The sequence below is a fragment of the Glutamicibacter sp. NPDC087583 genome (assembly GCF_044743685.1).
Lineage (GTDB): Bacteria > Actinomycetota > Actinomycetes > Actinomycetales > Micrococcaceae > Glutamicibacter.
This window is the reverse complement of record NZ_JBIUWY010000005.1, coordinates 151253-167435: the sequence shown is the minus strand read 5'-3', so window position 1 is coordinate 167435 and position 16183 is coordinate 151253. Positions and strand designations below refer to the sequence as shown.

The 16183-nt window shown below is 61.6% G+C and carries 17 protein-coding genes; 4 read left to right on the top strand and 13 right to left on the bottom strand.

The features are described 5' to 3' along the window. Nucleotides 1-3 precede the first annotated feature (3 nt). On the bottom strand, nucleotides 4-1698 hold the full coding sequence (locus ACIOU9_RS14000; protein WP_402697280.1) for a hypothetical protein: 1695 nt from the start codon (nucleotides 1696-1698) through the stop codon (nucleotides 4-6). A 161-nt stretch (nucleotides 1699-1859) separates the two neighbouring features. Between ACIOU9_RS14000 and ACIOU9_RS13995 the strand changes: the two genes are divergently transcribed. Next, on the top strand, nucleotides 1860-3227 hold the full coding sequence (locus ACIOU9_RS13995) for an AI-2E family transporter (RefSeq protein WP_402697278.1): 1368 nt from the start codon (nucleotides 1860-1862) through the stop codon (nucleotides 3225-3227). Between the two features lie 24 nt (nucleotides 3228-3251). Here the strand turns inward: ACIOU9_RS13995 and ACIOU9_RS13990 are convergent, their stop codons facing one another. Further along, entirely contained in the window at nucleotides 3252-3623 is a 372-nt protein-coding gene (locus tag ACIOU9_RS13990; RefSeq protein ID WP_402697277.1) for a hypothetical protein, read from the bottom strand. A 59-nt stretch (nucleotides 3624-3682) separates the two neighbouring features. Between ACIOU9_RS13990 and nucS the strand changes: the two genes are divergently transcribed. The 3 genes from nucS (at nucleotide 3683) to nagA (ending at nucleotide 6639) form a co-directional block, all read left to right on the top strand. Beyond that, on the top strand, nucleotides 3683-4378 hold the full coding sequence (gene nucS / locus ACIOU9_RS13985; protein ID WP_105662590.1) for an endonuclease NucS: 696 nt from the start codon (nucleotides 3683-3685) through the stop codon (nucleotides 4376-4378). A gap of 176 nt (nucleotides 4379-4554) precedes the next feature. Continuing rightward, complete coding sequence (locus ACIOU9_RS13980) at nucleotides 4555-5301, top strand: DUF4126 domain-containing protein (protein ID WP_146112977.1); 747 nt, start codon at nucleotides 4555-4557, stop codon at nucleotides 5299-5301. Nucleotides 5302-5430: 129 nt separating this feature from the next. Next, nucleotides 5431-6639 (top strand): N-acetylglucosamine-6-phosphate deacetylase, encoded by a 1209-nt coding sequence (nagA, locus tag ACIOU9_RS13975; RefSeq protein WP_402697275.1) that lies wholly within the window; start codon nucleotides 5431-5433, stop codon nucleotides 6637-6639. Between the two features lie 23 nt (nucleotides 6640-6662). Here the strand turns inward: nagA and ACIOU9_RS13970 are convergent, their stop codons facing one another. From ACIOU9_RS13970 to ACIOU9_RS13920, 11 genes are all read right to left on the bottom strand, one after another. After that, nucleotides 6663-7649: an NAD-dependent epimerase/dehydratase family protein gene (locus ACIOU9_RS13970; protein ID WP_402697273.1), complete on the bottom strand. Its 987-nt coding sequence runs from the start codon at nucleotides 7647-7649 to the stop codon at nucleotides 6663-6665. Between the two features lie 255 nt (nucleotides 7650-7904). Continuing rightward, a complete protein-coding gene (locus ACIOU9_RS13965; RefSeq protein WP_105658413.1) occupies nucleotides 7905-8333 on the bottom strand; it encodes a DUF2550 domain-containing protein in 429 nt (142 codons plus the stop codon). Nucleotides 8334-8341: 8 nt separating this feature from the next. Next, the gene (locus ACIOU9_RS13960) at nucleotides 8342-8611 is read right to left on the bottom strand and encodes a F0F1 ATP synthase subunit epsilon (protein ID WP_038990466.1); all 270 of its coding nucleotides are present in this window, start codon (nucleotides 8609-8611) and stop codon (nucleotides 8342-8344) included. A 2-nt stretch (nucleotides 8612-8613) separates the two neighbouring features. Next, nucleotides 8614-10059, bottom strand: coding sequence for a F0F1 ATP synthase subunit beta (gene atpD, locus ACIOU9_RS13955; protein ID WP_105658412.1), 1446 nt, complete (start codon nucleotides 10057-10059; stop codon nucleotides 8614-8616). 35 nt (nucleotides 10060-10094) lie between these two features. After that, nucleotides 10095-10988 (bottom strand): F0F1 ATP synthase subunit gamma, encoded by an 894-nt coding sequence (locus tag ACIOU9_RS13950; protein WP_013348625.1) that lies wholly within the window; start codon nucleotides 10986-10988, stop codon nucleotides 10095-10097. Between the two features lie 75 nt (nucleotides 10989-11063). Beyond that, nucleotides 11064-12701: a F0F1 ATP synthase subunit alpha gene (gene atpA, locus ACIOU9_RS13945; RefSeq protein ID WP_013348624.1), complete on the bottom strand. Its 1638-nt coding sequence runs from the start codon at nucleotides 12699-12701 to the stop codon at nucleotides 11064-11066. A 126-nt stretch (nucleotides 12702-12827) separates the two neighbouring features. Further along, a complete protein-coding gene (locus ACIOU9_RS13940) occupies nucleotides 12828-13640 on the bottom strand; it encodes a F0F1 ATP synthase subunit delta (protein WP_402697272.1) in 813 nt (270 codons plus the stop codon). Next, nucleotides 13640-14194 (bottom strand): F0F1 ATP synthase subunit B, encoded by a 555-nt coding sequence (locus tag ACIOU9_RS13935; protein WP_013348622.1) that lies wholly within the window; start codon nucleotides 14192-14194, stop codon nucleotides 13640-13642. The genes ACIOU9_RS13940 and ACIOU9_RS13935 overlap by 1 nt, the downstream gene beginning before the upstream one ends. 80 nt (nucleotides 14195-14274) lie before the next feature. Then, on the bottom strand, nucleotides 14275-14487 hold the full coding sequence (locus tag ACIOU9_RS13930; RefSeq protein WP_013348621.1) for an ATP synthase subunit C: 213 nt from the start codon (nucleotides 14485-14487) through the stop codon (nucleotides 14275-14277). Nucleotides 14488-14594: 107 nt separating this feature from the next. Next, nucleotides 14595-15386: a F0F1 ATP synthase subunit A gene (gene atpB / locus ACIOU9_RS13925; protein WP_105658410.1), complete on the bottom strand. Its 792-nt coding sequence runs from the start codon at nucleotides 15384-15386 to the stop codon at nucleotides 14595-14597. Between the two features lie 285 nt (nucleotides 15387-15671). After that, a complete protein-coding gene (locus tag ACIOU9_RS13920) occupies nucleotides 15672-16028 on the bottom strand; it encodes a hypothetical protein (protein ID WP_146112315.1) in 357 nt (118 codons plus the stop codon). Nucleotides 16029-16183: the final 155 nt, after the last annotated feature.

Sequence of the window (16183 nt, the reverse complement as noted above, 5' to 3'; positions counted from 1 at the left end):
GGGTTAGTCAACTTCCTTCACATCGAGCAGGATCTGGCTTGCAGAGATCAGCTGGATCTTGTCCTTGGAACCGTCGGCTGGCAGGTAGAACATCACCGGTTCGGCGTAGGTGCTTTCCACGTCGCCGTTCGAGGAGCTGGATCCCAGCAGCTGTTCGGTCAGCTTGTCGGTGCTCTTGAGCGGGTCAGCGTCTTCGGTGCGCACGAAGAGCGCCTTGTTGTTCAGCTTGCCGGTAACAATCGCTCCGCCATCCGGGGTGGAAACCACCTTGGTGTCGCCCTTGGTGACCGTGCGGTTGTACTTGACGTCCGCCTCGTTGGCTTCCTTGGACTCATCCTTCTGGGCTGCGTGCACCGCCTTGATGAAGTCCGATTCGGCAAACTTGTCCTTGTCCTTGGCATTGCCATCGGTCAGCACTTTGCCCAGTGCTTCCAGGGCCTTCTCCGGGGTCATCTGCAGGCCCTCGGCGTTGGCAGCAAGCTGCTTGGTCGACGGGTCGCCAACGGCGATGCCCGGGAAGGTGGAGTTCGGCAGCATCTGGCCGGCGAAGACCACCTTGAAGTTATCGCGGGCGTTGGCCTGCACCAGGGTCAGCGCCTGCGGCAGGGTGTCGGCATCATTGTTCTTCGCGGTCACCACGGAGATTACGCGGGGGAACTTGGCTTCATTCGCATTCGGCACAGCGGCCGAGCGGATGACCTGGGTATTGAGCGCCAGCGGCTTGTCTACCTCGAACTTCTCCTTGAGCATGTCGTAGCGCTTATCGCGCAGGTACTTGAACGCACCGGCGGTGCGTGGTTCCAGGGCCTTGGCGTCGCTCTTCTCATCGGCCTTGGCTACCTGCTTCTGGGCATCAGCCAGAACGCGCTTGAGCTGCTCTTCGGTGATGACCGGGAAGCTGGATACTTCTCCAACCGAGGAAGAGGCGGACTCGGAGCCCTTGGCATCATCGGACGCCTTGGCGTCCTGCGACTTCTGCTCGGATTCCGAAGGCTTGGCGCTGGACTCGTCGCTTGGCGCCATGGGCAGAGAAACACCGGAGATCGCCAGGGCCACCACGGCCACGGCGGCGACCGAGTGCTGGGTGTTCGCCCCGCTCTTCGGCTTGCCCGGGCGCATGACCAGCAGGGCCAGTCCGAAGACCAGCAGCAGCGAGCCGGCAATGATCAGCGGCAGGGCAAATGGCATGGCGTCGTCGTTCGCGTAGGTTACCGAGATATCCACCGGAGCGGCATCCTTTCCGCCTGCGGCCAGCAGCAAGGACCAGTCGCCGGAATCCGGAGCGGTCCAGCGGTAGGTCATGGTCTGATCCGCGGTCTGCGAGTCGAAGAAGATGTCATCACCGGCGGGATTAGGCGCATCGGCCTTGCCCTTGGCGTGCTCGGCGATCATCTTGTGGTTTTCGGTGTCGATGCCGGTGACCGATACATGCGATGCATCGCCGATCCACGCCTCGACGTCATAGTCGCGGCCCAAGGAAGCAGTGAATTCACCCTTCGACTTGATCACCAGTTCCACCGGGTCCAGCTTGGGGTCGTTGACCGAGGATTCAATCAAGGTCAGCGGTGCCTCATCAGCTAGTTGCGGCATGCTCGCGGTCACCGTTTCGGGCGGGGCCCAAAAGGTCTTCTGTCCGATGCCGACTACCAGGGCCGCGGCCCCCAGCAGCATCGCGATCACGGAGATTACTTTTCGCACAAGTTCACCTATTCGCCTACGTCTCACAGCTGTTCTTTGACAAGTCTAACGAGTTGCGGCCGATCATGGTTCCGATCCTCGCCTGTGAACTGGCTCAACAACGCAACAGCACGGTGTCTTGAACCACTTAACAGTGGCCGATGCGCGATATGCTCTGACCCATGGAGCCTGATCAGCCGCACCCGCATCGCGATAAGCACGTACCCGAGCAGCGTTCCGACGCGTCGGATCGCTCTTCCGGGCCGGCAACCTCCGGCCCGGAATCCACAGCGCATTCCCAGCCTCATGAGGGCATTTCCCAACCGGAATCACCTGCGGCCGCCAGCGCGCAGGCCCGTTATCCGGGCGCTGCGCCGACGGGCGCTAATCCGTCCCGCGAGGGCTGGTCCAAGAAGATCGCCGAACGCGTGGGCAAGATGCTCAACACCCCGCAGCGCAGTGCGGCCCTGGGCGAGGAACCGGAGCATCCGCTGGACGGCTCGCCGGAACCGATTCCGGCGCTGCACCCTATTTCCATGGGCTTCTTGGGCACCATTGGCGTGGGCATCGCCCTGGGCGGCTACTACCTGCTGACCAACGTCGGTTCGCTGATGACCTGGATTGCCATTGCGCTGTTCATCGCCTTGGGCCTTGATCCGATTGTGCGCTTCATGATGCGCAAGGGAATGACCCGTCCGCTGGCCGTGGCCGCGACCATGGTCAGCTTGCTGGCGATCTTCGGCGGCTTCATGGCCTTGATCATCCCTACCCTGGTCAACCAGATCACCGCCTTCATCACGCGGGCGCCTGAAATCGTGGATGATTTCCTCAATAGCGATTGGGTCCGGGAAATCGACCGGCAATACGCGATTTCCCAGCGCATCACTACCGAGGTCGACCGTTTCTTTGGCGATTCGGGCGCGGTGACCAATGTGTTCGGCGGCGTCCTGGGCGTATCGCAGACCGTCGCCCAGTCCATGTTCGGCGTGCTGATCGTGCTGGTGCTGGCCATCTACTTCCTGGCTTCCCTGCCAGGGATGATGGGCTTCTCGCTGCGCCTGGCCCCGCGCTCCAAACGCGACCGCGTGGCCGAATTGACCGTGCGCATTACCCGCTCCGTGGGCAATTACGTGATGGGCCAAGCCACCGTGGCCATACTGAACTGCCTGGTGGCGCTGGTGCTGATGAGCATTCTGGGTGTTCCATTCACCGCGCTGCTCACCTTGCTGGTGGCGATGCTGGCCTTCATCCCATTGGTCGGCGGGGTGATCGCCGGCGTGCTGGTTACCTTGGTGACATTGTCACTGGGCTGGCAGACCGCCCTGATCTACGCGGTGTGCTACTTCGGCTACCTGCAAGTCGAGGCGTATTTCGTTTCGCCGCGCATCATGCGCCGTGCGGTGGCAGTGCCCGGCGCGGTCGCGGTGATCTCGGTGATTGCCGGCGGCACCTTGGCCGGGGTCACCGGTGCGCTCATGGCCATCCCGGTGGCAGCCAGCGCCATGATCCTGCTGCGCGAAGTCTTCATCGCCCGGCAGGACCGCCGCTAGCACCTGCCCCTCCAGGCAGCTGGCCTAGTAGCGGTAGGAACGGGTTTCCCAGCAGTGCGGATGCCAGTGGCGGCGCGCGTTGGCCGCGGCGTCATCGCCCGACCAGTGGTCCGCGCGCCAGGCAACAACATGGGCAACTCCAACTCCGATGGAACGGTGGCACCCCGGGCAGGAATAGGGCTTGTTGGCGTTCATCGGCGCAATCTTGCGCACATGCCATTGGCCGTCGGGGGCATCCTGGCGCAGCACCACGCCGAAGCGGGCACGCTGCATCCACTCTTCCTGGCCCGAACCGTAGCCCTGCTCTTCATCCCCGGAACCGTAGCCGGAGCCGGATTTCCGGCCTTGGGCGGGTCGGGAATTCTTGGAGCGGCGCGGGCGGTTGGAACGTGGCATGTCTTTAATCATGCCGTATCTCCCGGCACAAGTCGCAACCAGCTAGTAAAGTGTGTGGGGTGCGTTTAGTGGTAGCGAAGTGTTCAGTTGATTACGAGGGCCGTCTTCGAGCCCACCTTCCGTTGGCGACCCGCTTGATCATGGTCAAGGCCGACGGCTCGGTACTCATCCACTCGGACGGCGGCAGCTACAAGCCGCTGAATTGGATGAATCCGCCGTTGATCCTGCGTGAGGCAGATCCCGATGAGGACGCCGCTGCGTTGGGTGCCACCGCTACCTGGACCGTGTCCAGTGCGAAGACCGATGACAAGCTGACCATCCACTTCCATAGCTTCGAGCACGACTCGGCCCACATCCTGGGCACCGATCCGGGGCTGATCAAGGATGGCGTCGAAGCCGACCTGCAGCGCCTGCTGGCCGAGCAGATCGAGTTGCTCGGCGCTGGCCACCAGTTGGTCCGCCGTGAATACATGACCGCCATCGGTCCGGTGGATATCCTGGCCCGTGATGCCAAGGGCGCCACGGTTGCCGTAGAGCTCAAGCGCCGTGGCGATATCGACGGAGTGGAACAGCTGACCCGCTATCTGGAGCTTCTGAACCGCGATCCGCTGCTCAAGCCGGTTACCGGCATCTTCGCCGCCCAGCAGATCAAGCCGCAGGCCCGCACCTTGGCCGAAGACCGCGGCATCCGCTGCCTCACCTTGGATTACGACGCAATGCGCGGAGTCGACGACTCGGCAGGACGCCTCTTCTAGGGTTGCGGGTCCTCCCCGGGCTGCCTGGCCCTGGCGCATCCGCCTCCGGCCGGATGCTGCTGCCTGGCAGCCTTAGCTTGGCCCTGCAGAAAACTGCATCCCGACTGCTAGTCTGATCTCCTCTACCAAAAGCGCTCGGTGCCGCACGGCCCGGGCCGCCAGGCTCGGGAGGTCCATTGGATCCGCTGACAGCTTCGCTCATGGCCATTGGCAGCGGTTCCGCTGCGGGCCTGCGGCCGTATTTCACGGTATTGGCCCTGGGCATCGCGGGACTCGTGATCCCCGATACCGCACCTGACATGATCGCTTCTGCGGCACGGCAGATTCCTGAAAGCATCACCAATCCGTGGGTCCTGGCGATCTGTGCCGTACTTGCCATCGGCGAGGCCGGCCTGGATAAGATCCCTTTCCTCAATCTGTCCATGGAAACCATCTCGGTGTGGCTGCGACCTGTTTTCGGCGCCCTGGTTGGCATCGGCCTTGGCGCCAATTCGGGAGTCGAGGTTGCCGTCCTCACCGGACTGCTCGGTGCGGGCTCCGCGCTGTCGGTGAGCCTGGGCAAATCGTCGATGACCGCGGCGACCAATGCCGTGCCCGAACCCATCACCCAATGGGTGCGCAGCCTGGCAGAAGATCTTGGCGCGCTGGTTCTCGTCTTCGCAGCTGTGCTGGTTCCGGTACTGGCCGCCGTGCTCGGACTCGTTGCCATTGCCATCGGCTTCTTCCTCTACCGCATGTTCCGCCGGGTCTACCGGTCAATGAAGAACCGGGTCGGCAGCATCAGGCAGAACCGGGCCGCCGCGCACTCCGCGCGCGAAGCGCAGCTGGCCTCCGGCACGAAGACCAGTACGCTGCAGGCGCTGCAGGCCCTGGCCACCGGCAACGCGCCGGCTTCCGAAGATCCTGCGGGCAAGGGCAGCTAGCTCCTTGCCGTGGCCAGGCGCCCGGCGCGCTGGGGCTGCTGCGTTCCCGGTTCGCTAAATGCCAAGTCCGCTGAGAAAATAATCCGTCGAGTCGGTGACTGGACGCGTTCTCTCTTCTAAGCTGGGAACATGACTACGACGCGCTACGCCCTTCATGCCACCCTGATTTCCGATGGCCTCAAGGTCACCGATGGCGTGCTCGCCGTGGAAGGCGACCGCATCCGCTTTGCCGGCAACCGCGATGACTTCAACGCCCTGGCCGATGCTGCCGACTACCCGGTACGCGAGGTAGCCCCCGGCTCCATCATCATCCCGGGCCTGATCGACCTGCATTGCCATGGCGCCCTCGGCGCGGACTTCTCGGCACCGGATCATTCGAGCGTCACCGAAGCGGTGGAGTACCTGCACCGCTCGGGCACCACTACCCTGCTCGCGTCGCTGGTCACCGCAGAGCCCTCGTCCATGATCGAGGCCGCCGAGCTGCTCGCCGAGCTGGCGGAGGCCGGCCAGATTGCCGGCATCCATGCCGAAGGCCCGTTCCTCTCCGTAGACCGCTGCGGCGCCCAGGACCCGCGCTTCCTGCAGGATCCGGATCCGGAATTCGTCAGCGAGCTGGTGGCTGCCAGCCGCGGCCAGCTGCGCACCATGACCTACGCTCCGGAATTGGCCGGCAGCGAGGAACTCGTTGAGCAGCTGGTCTCCCACGGCGTGGTCCCGTCGCTGGGGCACACCGATGCCAGCGCCCAGATCACCGCGGATTCCCTGCGCTTTGCCCGCGAACAGCTGCGCAGCGCCGGGGTGGACGGCTTCACCGAACGCCCTACGGTCACCCACCTGTTCAACGGCATGCCTTCGCTGCACCACCGCGAACCCGGTCCGGTGGCCGCCTGCCTGGAAGAGGCGGTGAACCGCAATGCGTTCGTGGAGCTGATCGCCGACGGGGTGCACCTGTCCCCCGATACCGTGCGCCTGGTCTTCCGCTTGGTCGGTGCGGAGAACATCTTGCTGGTCAGCGATTCCATGGCGGCCACCGGCTTGGCCGATGGGCAGTACACCCTCGGCCCGCAGGATGTGAATGTGGCCCTGGGCCAGGCACGGCTGGCCAGCGACAATTCCCTGGCCGGCGGCACCTGCACGCTGCTGGAAATCGTGCAGCGCGCCGTGCAGGCCGGGGTCTCACTGGTCCAGGCGGTCAACTCGGCTACGTCCATCCCCGCCTCGCTGATCGGCCTGGCCGACGAAGTCGGTTCCCTGCACTACGGCTTCGCCGCCGATGCACTGATCCTGGATGCCAATCTGCAGCTGGTCCAGACGATCCGCAACGGGGAATACCTCTAGCCCACCGAAAATCCCGGACTGCGCTAGCCCTGCCGGATCCGCCCGAGCTGGCCGAGCAGCTCAAGCTCCTCGGCCCGGCCGAGGCCAGCACGCCGGGACCGGTCCAGTCCGCGAGCCCGTTCATCGGCCAGCACGTCGCCAAGCAAGTCCTCCAGGTCCCGCTCCGGGCCACCGGCCAAGGCGTACCGCTGGTTGCTGCGCTGGGCGAAGCCGTGGTCCTCCAGCGCAAGCCACAGCGGCAGCGAACGCGCCCCGGCCCAGTAATTGACCTGGCGTTCGCGCAGCCATGCGTCCTGGGCGGTGACCAGTTCCCCGCTGAATCCCGCAATCCGTGCGGCCGTACTGAGGAACTGGGCGAAGCCATGTGATGTTCCGGCCACGTTGAAGGTTCCCGTGAGCGAACGCGCGGCGGCGTCGATAATCCACGCGGCGGCATCGCGCACGTCGATGACCTGCACATGGCGGCCCGCGGTTGGCGGGATGAGGACCTGGCCGGCACCGGCCAAGGCCAAGCGCGAAACCCAGTAGGAAAAGCGGTCGCTGGGATCGCCAGGTCCGGTAATCAGCCCCGGACGGGCAATGAGCAACCGGTCGGCAACCATCGCTGTGCTGGCCCGTTCGGCAAGGACCTTTGCATGCCCGTAGTCGCCGGGATCGGACGGTTCATGCAGTTGCGCGTCTTCGCCGGCACCGGGCAGCTGCGCGCTGGCATACACCGAGATGGAGGAAACCAGGGACCAGTGCCGCGCAGTCGCGGCCAGGGCCGCCAGCGCCTCCTGCACCCATTGCGGCTCATAGGACAGCTCGATGACCGAGTCGAATTCGATGCCCTGCACGGCGTCATATGCCCCGGGCTGGCTCCGGTCGGCACGCACCAGCTGCGCGCCCTGGGCAACCTCGCCGGAATTGCCGCGCGCCAAGCAGGTGACTTCGTGGCCACTGCGGATCAGCTGCCGCGCCAGCTCGCGGCCGAGCCACGCGGTGCCGCCAAGGATCAAGGTTCGTTTCATGCGAACAGTCAACTACGTCCTGCGCCACGCGCCCAGGCATTTCGCACTCAGCGCAGTGCCTGCCCACCGTTTTCGGATCGGCGGCTGCAGTCTCCTGGATCCGGAGGTACTCCCCCGAGCCGCCACGCGCAGCCGAGCACGCAGGCGATCCGCAGTGGCCTCCCCAACCTGCCAACGCTGCCTGCCAGCATTGCCTAGCCAGGGAACGCGAAAACCGCCGCTGCATCTGCAACGGCGGTTTTGCTTTATCAAGTTCTAGATCTGCCAGCTCCCGGCGATCGGCCCGGCTTCGAGCCAGGCCGAGAAGCCGGTGTAGTCGCGGTAGTCCATGGCCAGCAGCAGCTCATCACCGCTGCGCACCAGCATCACGATGATGAATCCTGGCGGGATCCGCGAGGTTTCCTCATCGGTGGGCTGGCGTGTCCCGGTGATATCCAGGCCACGGCGCTCGATCACGAAACTCGGGACCGGGGAGACAGAGAAAAACCGCAACAGGTCCACATGCGCTCCGCCGTAGCGGCCGATGACCATCATCCATTTGCCCGAAGGCGCCAGGATGGATGCATCGAAGGTGCCCAGCGTGCGCCGCAATTGGATGCGGCGCACGGCCATGGCCCCGAAGAACATGGCGATGCCGATCAGGATCAGCAACGCGATCAGAACTGGTGCGGTTATCTCAAACAATTCATCGCCTACGCTGCGGTACCAAGCACAGCGTTGTCAGCAACGATCACTACGCGATCCGAATCAACAGAGAAGAAGCCTCCGTCGATCTGGACCGAGAAGCGGGACTCGGAAACCGGTTCGATTTCCAGGTCCCCAGCGGCAAGCACGGACAGCATCGGAACGTGACCGGGCAGAACACCGATCTCGCCGTCCACCGAACGAGCCTTGACCAGCTTCGCAGCGCCCGACCACACGAAGTGGTCAGCCGCGACGATTTCGACCTGAAGCTCAGCCATAATTAGCTGGCCTTCTGGATTTCGGCCCACTGGCGCTCGACGTCGTCAAGACCGCCGATGTTGAAGAACGCCTGCTCTGCAATGTGGTCCAATTCGCCATCGCAAATGGCCTTGAAGCCTTCGATGGTGTCCTTGATCGATACGGTCGAGCCCTCGACACCGGTGAACTGCTTTGCGGTGTAGGTGTTCTGCGAGAGGAACTGCTGGATACGGCGTGCACGGGCAACGACGATCTTGTCCTCTTCGCCCAGCTCGTCGATACCGAGGATCGCGATGATGTCCTGCAGTTCCTTGTTCTTCTGCAGAATGGCCTTCACGCGGATGGCTACATCGTAGTGATCCTGGCCAATGTACTGCGGATCCAGGATTCGCGAGGTCGAGGTCAGCGGGTCGATCGCCGGGTACAGGCCGCGCGACGCGATTTCACGCGACAGCTCGGTGGTTGCATCCAAGTGGGCGAAGGTTGCTGCTGGAGCCGGGTCGGTGTAGTCATCGGCCGGGACGTAGACAGCCTGCATCGAGGTGATCGAGCGGCCCTTCGTCGAGGTGATGCGTTCCTGCAGCAGACCCATTTCATCGGCCAAGTTCGGCTGGTAGCCCACGGCGGAAGGCATGCGGCCCAGCAGGGTCGACACCTCGGAACCGGCCTGGGTGAAGCGGAAGATGTTGTCGATGAACAGCAGCACGTCCTGGTTCTGGACATCGCGGAAGTATTCCGCCATGGTCAGAGCCGACAGTGCCACGCGCAAACGGGTTCCAGGTGGCTCATCCATCTGGCCGAACACCAGTGCGGTGTCCTTCAGGACGTTTGCCTCGTCCATTTCGACCCAGAGGTCGTTGCCTTCACGGGTGCGCTCGCCAACACCGGCGAATACCGAGGTACCACCGAAGTTACGTGCAACACGGGTGATCATTTCCTGGATCAGCACGGTCTTGCCAACGCCGGCGCCGCCGAACAGGCCGATCTTGCCGCCCTTGATGTACGGGGTCAGGAGGTCGATCGACTTGATGCCGGTTTCCAGCATTTCGGTCGAGCCCTCGAGCTCCGAGAACTTCGGAGGCTGGCGGTGGATTGGCCAACGCTCGGTGACCTGGATCTCCGAGTTGTCAACGTCCAGGGCGTCGCCCAGAACGTTGAAGATGTGGCCCTTGACGCCGTCGCCGACTGGGACGGAGATGGCAGCGCCGGTATCGGTCACCGAAGCACCGCGGACCAGGCCGTCGGTGGCCTGCAGCGATACTGCGCGGACCAGGCCCTCACCGAGGTGCTGGCTGGTCTCGAAGGTGATCTTCTTGGTTTCGCCGTTGAGGTTCAGCTCAGCGGTCAGTGCGTTGTAGATAGCAGGCAGTGCGTCGGCTGGGAACTCGACGTCCACGACCGGGCCAGTCACGCGCGCGATGCGACCGATGGCCCCTGCGGTAACCTGCTCGTTGAGTTGGGCAGTCATCTTTCTCACTTCTTGTCTGGTCGGAGTATCGGTAATTAGCTGTTCAGCGCGTCGGCGCCGGCGATAATTTCCGAAAGCTCCTGGGTGATTTCAGCCTGACGGGCATTGTTGAGCAATCGGGTGTACTTCTTGATCAGTTCACCAGCGTTGTCGCCTGCGGCCTTCATAGCGCGCTGACGTGCAGCGAGCTCGGAAGCTGCGGACTGCAACTGGCAGTTGAACAGTCGAGAATCGATGTAGCGCGGGAGCAGTGAATCAAGCACTTCTTCCGGCGATGGCTCAAACTCGTACAGTGGCAATAGCTCGTCGGTTGGAGTCTCGGATTCATCCTCGACAACCTCCAACGGCAACAGACGGATGACCGTCGGTTCCTGCGTGACCATCGACTTGAACTGGGTGTAGACGACGTGGATTTCATCCACGCCACCCTGCTCGAAGTCGGTGTCGAAGTCCTCAAGGAGAACGTCGCGCAGCTCGCGTGCGGTTTCGAAACGCGGGGAATCAGTTTCCCCGGTCCAAACTCGTGCGTACTCGCGTGAACGGAAATCAAAGTAAGCCTGGGCCTTGCGGCCGACCAAGTAGGTCTTGACTTCCTTGCCTTCTTCACGCAGGAGTTCCACGAGGTGCTCTGCCTGCTTCAGAACGCTGGCGGAGTAGGACCCGGCAAGTCCTCGGTCCGAAGTCATCACCAAGACCGCGGCGCGGCGAACCTGCGCCGGCTCGGTGGTCAGTGGATGCTCGACATCGGCCTGGGACGCGACGGCGGTTACTGCACGGGTAATCGCATTGGCATACGGCAACGAGGCCGAGACACGCGTACGTGCCTTACCAATGCGGGATGCAGCGATCAGTTCCATCGCCTTGAAGATCTTACGCATCGACTTGGTCGATCCGATCTTCTGGCGGTAGACCCGAATCTGGGCTCCCATGTGTGTCCTTTCCTTATCCCCTACTTCGGGAGGGCGGCGCCGTTACCGGCGCCGCTCCCCCTCGTAAGGAAATTGTCAGCGCTTCTGCTTGACGATCTGTTCCTGGTCAACGGACTCGGAATCGAGAGCGTCGTGCTCTTCGTGTCCGGCGGCGACAAGCTTGTCGTCACCTTCGCCGAAGAAGCCGGCCTTGAAGTCCGCAACAGCGGTCTTCATGGCTTCCAGAGTCTCGTTCTCCAGCTTGCCGGTCTGGCCGATCACGGTCAGCACGTCGGTGCGGTGGCGCAGGTAGTCGATGAACTCGCCCTCGAAGCGGCGTACATCCTCAACCGGGACATCGTCCAGGTAACCGTTGGTGCCGGCCCAGATCGAAACGACCTGGTCTTCGACTGGGTATGGGGTGTACTGGCCCTGCTTGAGCAGTTCCATCAGGCGTGCACCACGGGTCAGCTGCTGCTTGGAAGCAGCATCCAGGTCCGAAGCGAACATCGCGAATGCCTGCATGTCGCGGTACTGAGCCAATTCAAGCTTCAAAGTACCGGAGACCTTCTTCATGGCCTTGACCTGAGCCGAGCCGCCAACGCGGGATACGGAGATACCCACGTCGACTGCTGGACGCTGGTTGGCGTTGAACAGGTCCGACTGCAAGAAGATCTGGCCGTCGGTGATCGAGATGACGTTGGTCGGGATGAACGCGCCCACGTCGTTGGCCTTGGTTTCGATGATTGGCAGACCAGTCATCGAACCTGCACCCAACTCGTCCGACAGCTTGGCGCAACGCTCAAGCAGGCGGGAGTGCAGGTAGAAGACGTCACCTGGGTAAGCTTCGCGTCCTGGCGGACGGCGCAGCAGCAGGGACACGGCACGGTAGGCTTCAGCCTGCTTCGACAGATCATCAAAGACGATCAGAACGTGCTTGCCACCGTACATCCAGTGCTGGCCGATGGCCGAGCCTGCGTATGGTGCCAAGTACTTGAAGCCTGCTGGGTCAGATGCGGGGGAAGCCACGATGGTGGTGTATTCCAGTGCACCCTGCTCTTCGAGGGTCTGGCGTACGGCAGCGATGGTCGATGCCTTCTGGCCAATTGCCACGTAGACGCAGCGAACCTGCTTGGTCTGGTCGCCGGATTCCCAGTTGGCGCGCTGGTTCAGAATGGTGTCAACCGCGATAGCGGTCTTACCGGTCTGGCGGTCACCAATGATCAGCTGACGCTGGCCACGGCCGATCGGGATCATGGCGTCGATAGCCTTCAGACCGGTCTGCATTGGCTCGTGCACGCTCTTGCGCTGGGTCACGCCTGGTGCCTGAAGCTCCAGGGCGCGGCGGCCCTCGGAAGCGATTGGGCCCAGATTGTCCAGTGGCTCGCCCAATGGGTCAACCACGCGGCCGAGGTAGCCGTCGCCAACTGGAACCGAAAGGATCTCGCCTGTGCGCTCGACCTTCTGGCCAGCTTCGATGCCGGTGAAGTCACCAAGCACAACGACACCGATTTCGCGGGTATCGAGGTTCTGGGCAAGGCCCAGGGTGCCATCTTCGAACTTCAGCAACTCGTTTGCCATGACGGAAGGAAGGCCTTCCACTCTGGCGATGCCGTCGCTCGCGGCGACGACGCGTCCCACCTCGGTGCGCTCTGCCTTACCCGGTTCGTAGGAAGATGCGAACTCGTTTAGGGCATTACGGACGTCGTTGGCATTGATGGTCAAATCGGCCATCTGCAGTCCCTGCTCTCCTAAATTGTGATCCGGTTCTAAAACACCGAATCGAATGTGAATGAAGTCTGTTGTGGTCCTGGCAGCTAGGAACACCAGGTAAAGGATTGCTCCTTCGCCTAATGAGTCCTAGCTGGCCAAGGCCCGGCGCAAATCTGCCACGCGCGATGCCACGGAAGCGTCGACAACTTCGTCGCCAACCTTGACTACCAGTCCACCGACCAGCGATGGGTCGATAGTGGCGTTGAGCTTGAGCTGACGACCGTAAAGCTTGTTCAGGCTGGTCTCCAGGCGCGAAAGCTGAGTCGCCGAAAGCTCTACAGAGCTGGTCACCGAAGCGATCCAGCGCTGCTGGCGCTTGGCCACGAGCTCCACGAAGCGTTCCAGCAAAGCTGCTGGCTTCAAACCACGAGGGTTCGAAACTGCCTGCGAGATCAATACCTGAGAGGTCTGCGACGCGTTAGGCACGAGCTTCAGCGCGAGAGCGCGCTTTGCCTCGACTGGGGCCTGTGCATCATCCAACGCACGCTGCAGTTCGTGGTTGCCACGAACTACCTCGATGAAGGAGAACAGATCCTGCTCCAGCTTGTTCAGCCCCGAAGCGCCGTCCTGCTGCTCAGCCACTGCGGTAACCGCAGTGACAGCCAGCGTTTCGAGCGCATCGCTAATGTCGCGTTCCGAGCTCCAACGGGTAGAAGCCAGCTGGGCAACGGTGTCCTCAGCGTCAGCCGAGACCTTTCCGTGCAGCAGCTGGGCCAAGAGGCCTGCCTTTTCGGCAGCATCACGGGCTGGGTCAGTCAATGCGCGGCGAAGACCGGCATTTGCATCCAGTACTTCCAGGACCGCGAACAGTTCCCTAGGCAGCTCAATAGATGCCAGTGCCAGCTTGGGTTCCAGGAACGCCAAAGCCTTTGCTAGTGACTCGCTCGATACACTTGCCATTAGTTCGATGCACCTGCGTTCTGCTGAGCTTCCAAATCGGTCAGGAACTTGTCAACCACGCGCTGGGCACGGGCATCGTCCTGCAGAGCTTCGTCAACAACCTTGCTTGCAAGCTCGGTAGCCAATGCGCCCACGTCGGTGCGGAGCGAAGCCAGAGCCGAAACGCGCTCTGCTTCGATCTGACGGTGCGACTGCTCGGTGATACGAGCTGCCTCATCGGTTGCCTTGGTCTTCAGATCTGCGAGGATCTGAGCACCTTCGCTACGAGCTTCCTCACGGATGCGGTTTGCTTCGGTGCGTGCTTCCAGAAGCTGGGCCTTGTACTGAGCCAAGGTCTCCTCTGCTTCCTTCTGCGCTGCTTCAGCCTTCTCCAGGCCACCTTCGATCGCGGTGACGCGATCTTCATAGGACTGCTCGAACTTCGGAGCAATTACCTTGATGACGATGAACAGAAGGACCGCGAAACCAACACCCGTGACGAGAATTTCCCACGGGTTCGGCAACAGCGGGTTGACCGATTCGCTCGCAGCGAGGATGAAATCAGTGCTGTTCATTCTCACTATTCCTTATCTACTAGTTTCCGCTTGTGTGTACGCCTCGCGATAGTGGCGAGGCCACTACAGTTGCGAAAAGACTAGGCGCCGATGACGAAAGCGAAGACCAGGCCCAGGATGGCCAGTGCTTCAGCAAGTGCGAAGCCAAGCATGGCGATTGGCTGCAGGATGCGCTGAGCCTCAGGCTGACGTGCAACACCGTTGATGTAGGCAGCGAAGATCAAGCCAACGCCGATAGCCGAACCGATAGCAGCCAGGCCGTAGCCGATCATATTCAGGGAGCCGTGCAACATGTGATTATGTTCCTTTCAAGATACCGAGCTTTTGCCGGTAGGTTGTGAGGTATTCCTTGAGCGACTCAAGGAAGATCTTTATGGGTTGGAAGAAAAGAAGTGTTGGCCTAGTGGGCGTCGGCTTCGATTGCACCCTGGAGGTAGATCGCGGTCAGCAGGGCGAAAACAAACGCCTGCAGGACCATGATCAGCAGTTCCAGGAAGTACATGGCGACCGAGCCAACGATGACCAGGATGCCAAGGCCGTTCATGGCCAGGGAGTCCTGGACAACGATCAGGTGACGAGCGCCGGCAGCTGCCAGCATCACGATCATGTGACCGGCCAGCATCGTTGCCATCAAACGCAGCGAGTGCGTCAGCGGGCGAACGATGAAGTTAGAAATGATTTCCAACGGAATCATCAGTGGCATGATCCAGCCCGGAACACCGGACGGGACGACGGCCAACTTGAAGTAGCGGATACCGTGGTTCTTCAGGCCTACAGCAATCCAGGTGCCGTAGATGATGATAGCCATCGCGTATGCAGAACCAGCGTGTGAGAACGATGGAAGCTGCAGGAACGGAATCGCGCCGAAGAGGTTGTTCAGCAGTACGAAGAAGAAGGTCGCGAACAGCAGAGGAATCCAAGGACGGAAGTTCTTCTCGCCGATGATGTCGCGGCCAATTCCGTTACGTACAAACGCGTAACCGGACTCAGCGATGTACTGCATCTTGCCTGGAACCAGCTTCGGGTTCTTGATGGCCACGGTGAAGAACCAAGAGATAAGCACGATCGACAAAACGATCATGAGCATCTGCTTGCCGAAACCCGTGCCGTACTCAGCCATCCACGGGAAAAGATCCGGGAGGTGGGTATCGGAAACGGATGGCGGTACGAAGCCGCCTTCTTCTGAGGCCATTGGGAGCGCAAACGCGAACAACGCGCTGTCCTCTCTGCAGTAACGGTCACGGGCAAAAGGCGGTGACTGGCGGTAACTGCCTCTCACCGTGTGAAGAAAAGATCAAACGGGGATCCCATCATGGCCCATGCCAGAAGCATCAACCCTGATGAAGGTCCATCTGCGGGTTACCCCGCGGATGCATATTGCGTATTCCGCCCGCAGTTGAGCGGACGGCCAAAAATGACCCGAAGTAAGCTTATCAAACTCACAGCACCCCACCGACACAAAGTCGCGCGGAATACTCTATTCCTCGTTGTAGATAGCCAGGCGCGCCTTCATGAAAGCACGCACCTCACCAACCTGCCAGGCAACAAGGGAGATAGCTGCTGCAAGAACGAATCCCTGGCGATTAACCCAATCGGGCAACCCCAGGTTCAACAACACGAAGGCGATGCCAAAAACCTTGATGACAAAGACACCCAAGAACGCGGGCATGGCCCACGAGTGGCGAATTCGCCCTGCAGCTTCGGCAATGAGAATGCCAATCGCGAAAAAGCCAATCACAATCCCGGCAGCCAGCGCGCCAGAAAGCGCGTAGCGAAGATCGGCAACCAACCATGAAATCAGGAAAAATATGGCGGTAGCGATCAGCGAATACACCAGTGACAAGCCAAGAATCGGCAACCAGATGGATTTCGGGGCTGACGAAGCACTGACGCGGGCAGAACCAGAATTCACGTCCGCAACCTTTCTTCGTCAACACCGAGGAACCATCGTGCACCCATCGATGCTGATGAAACTTGAAACTTCCACCT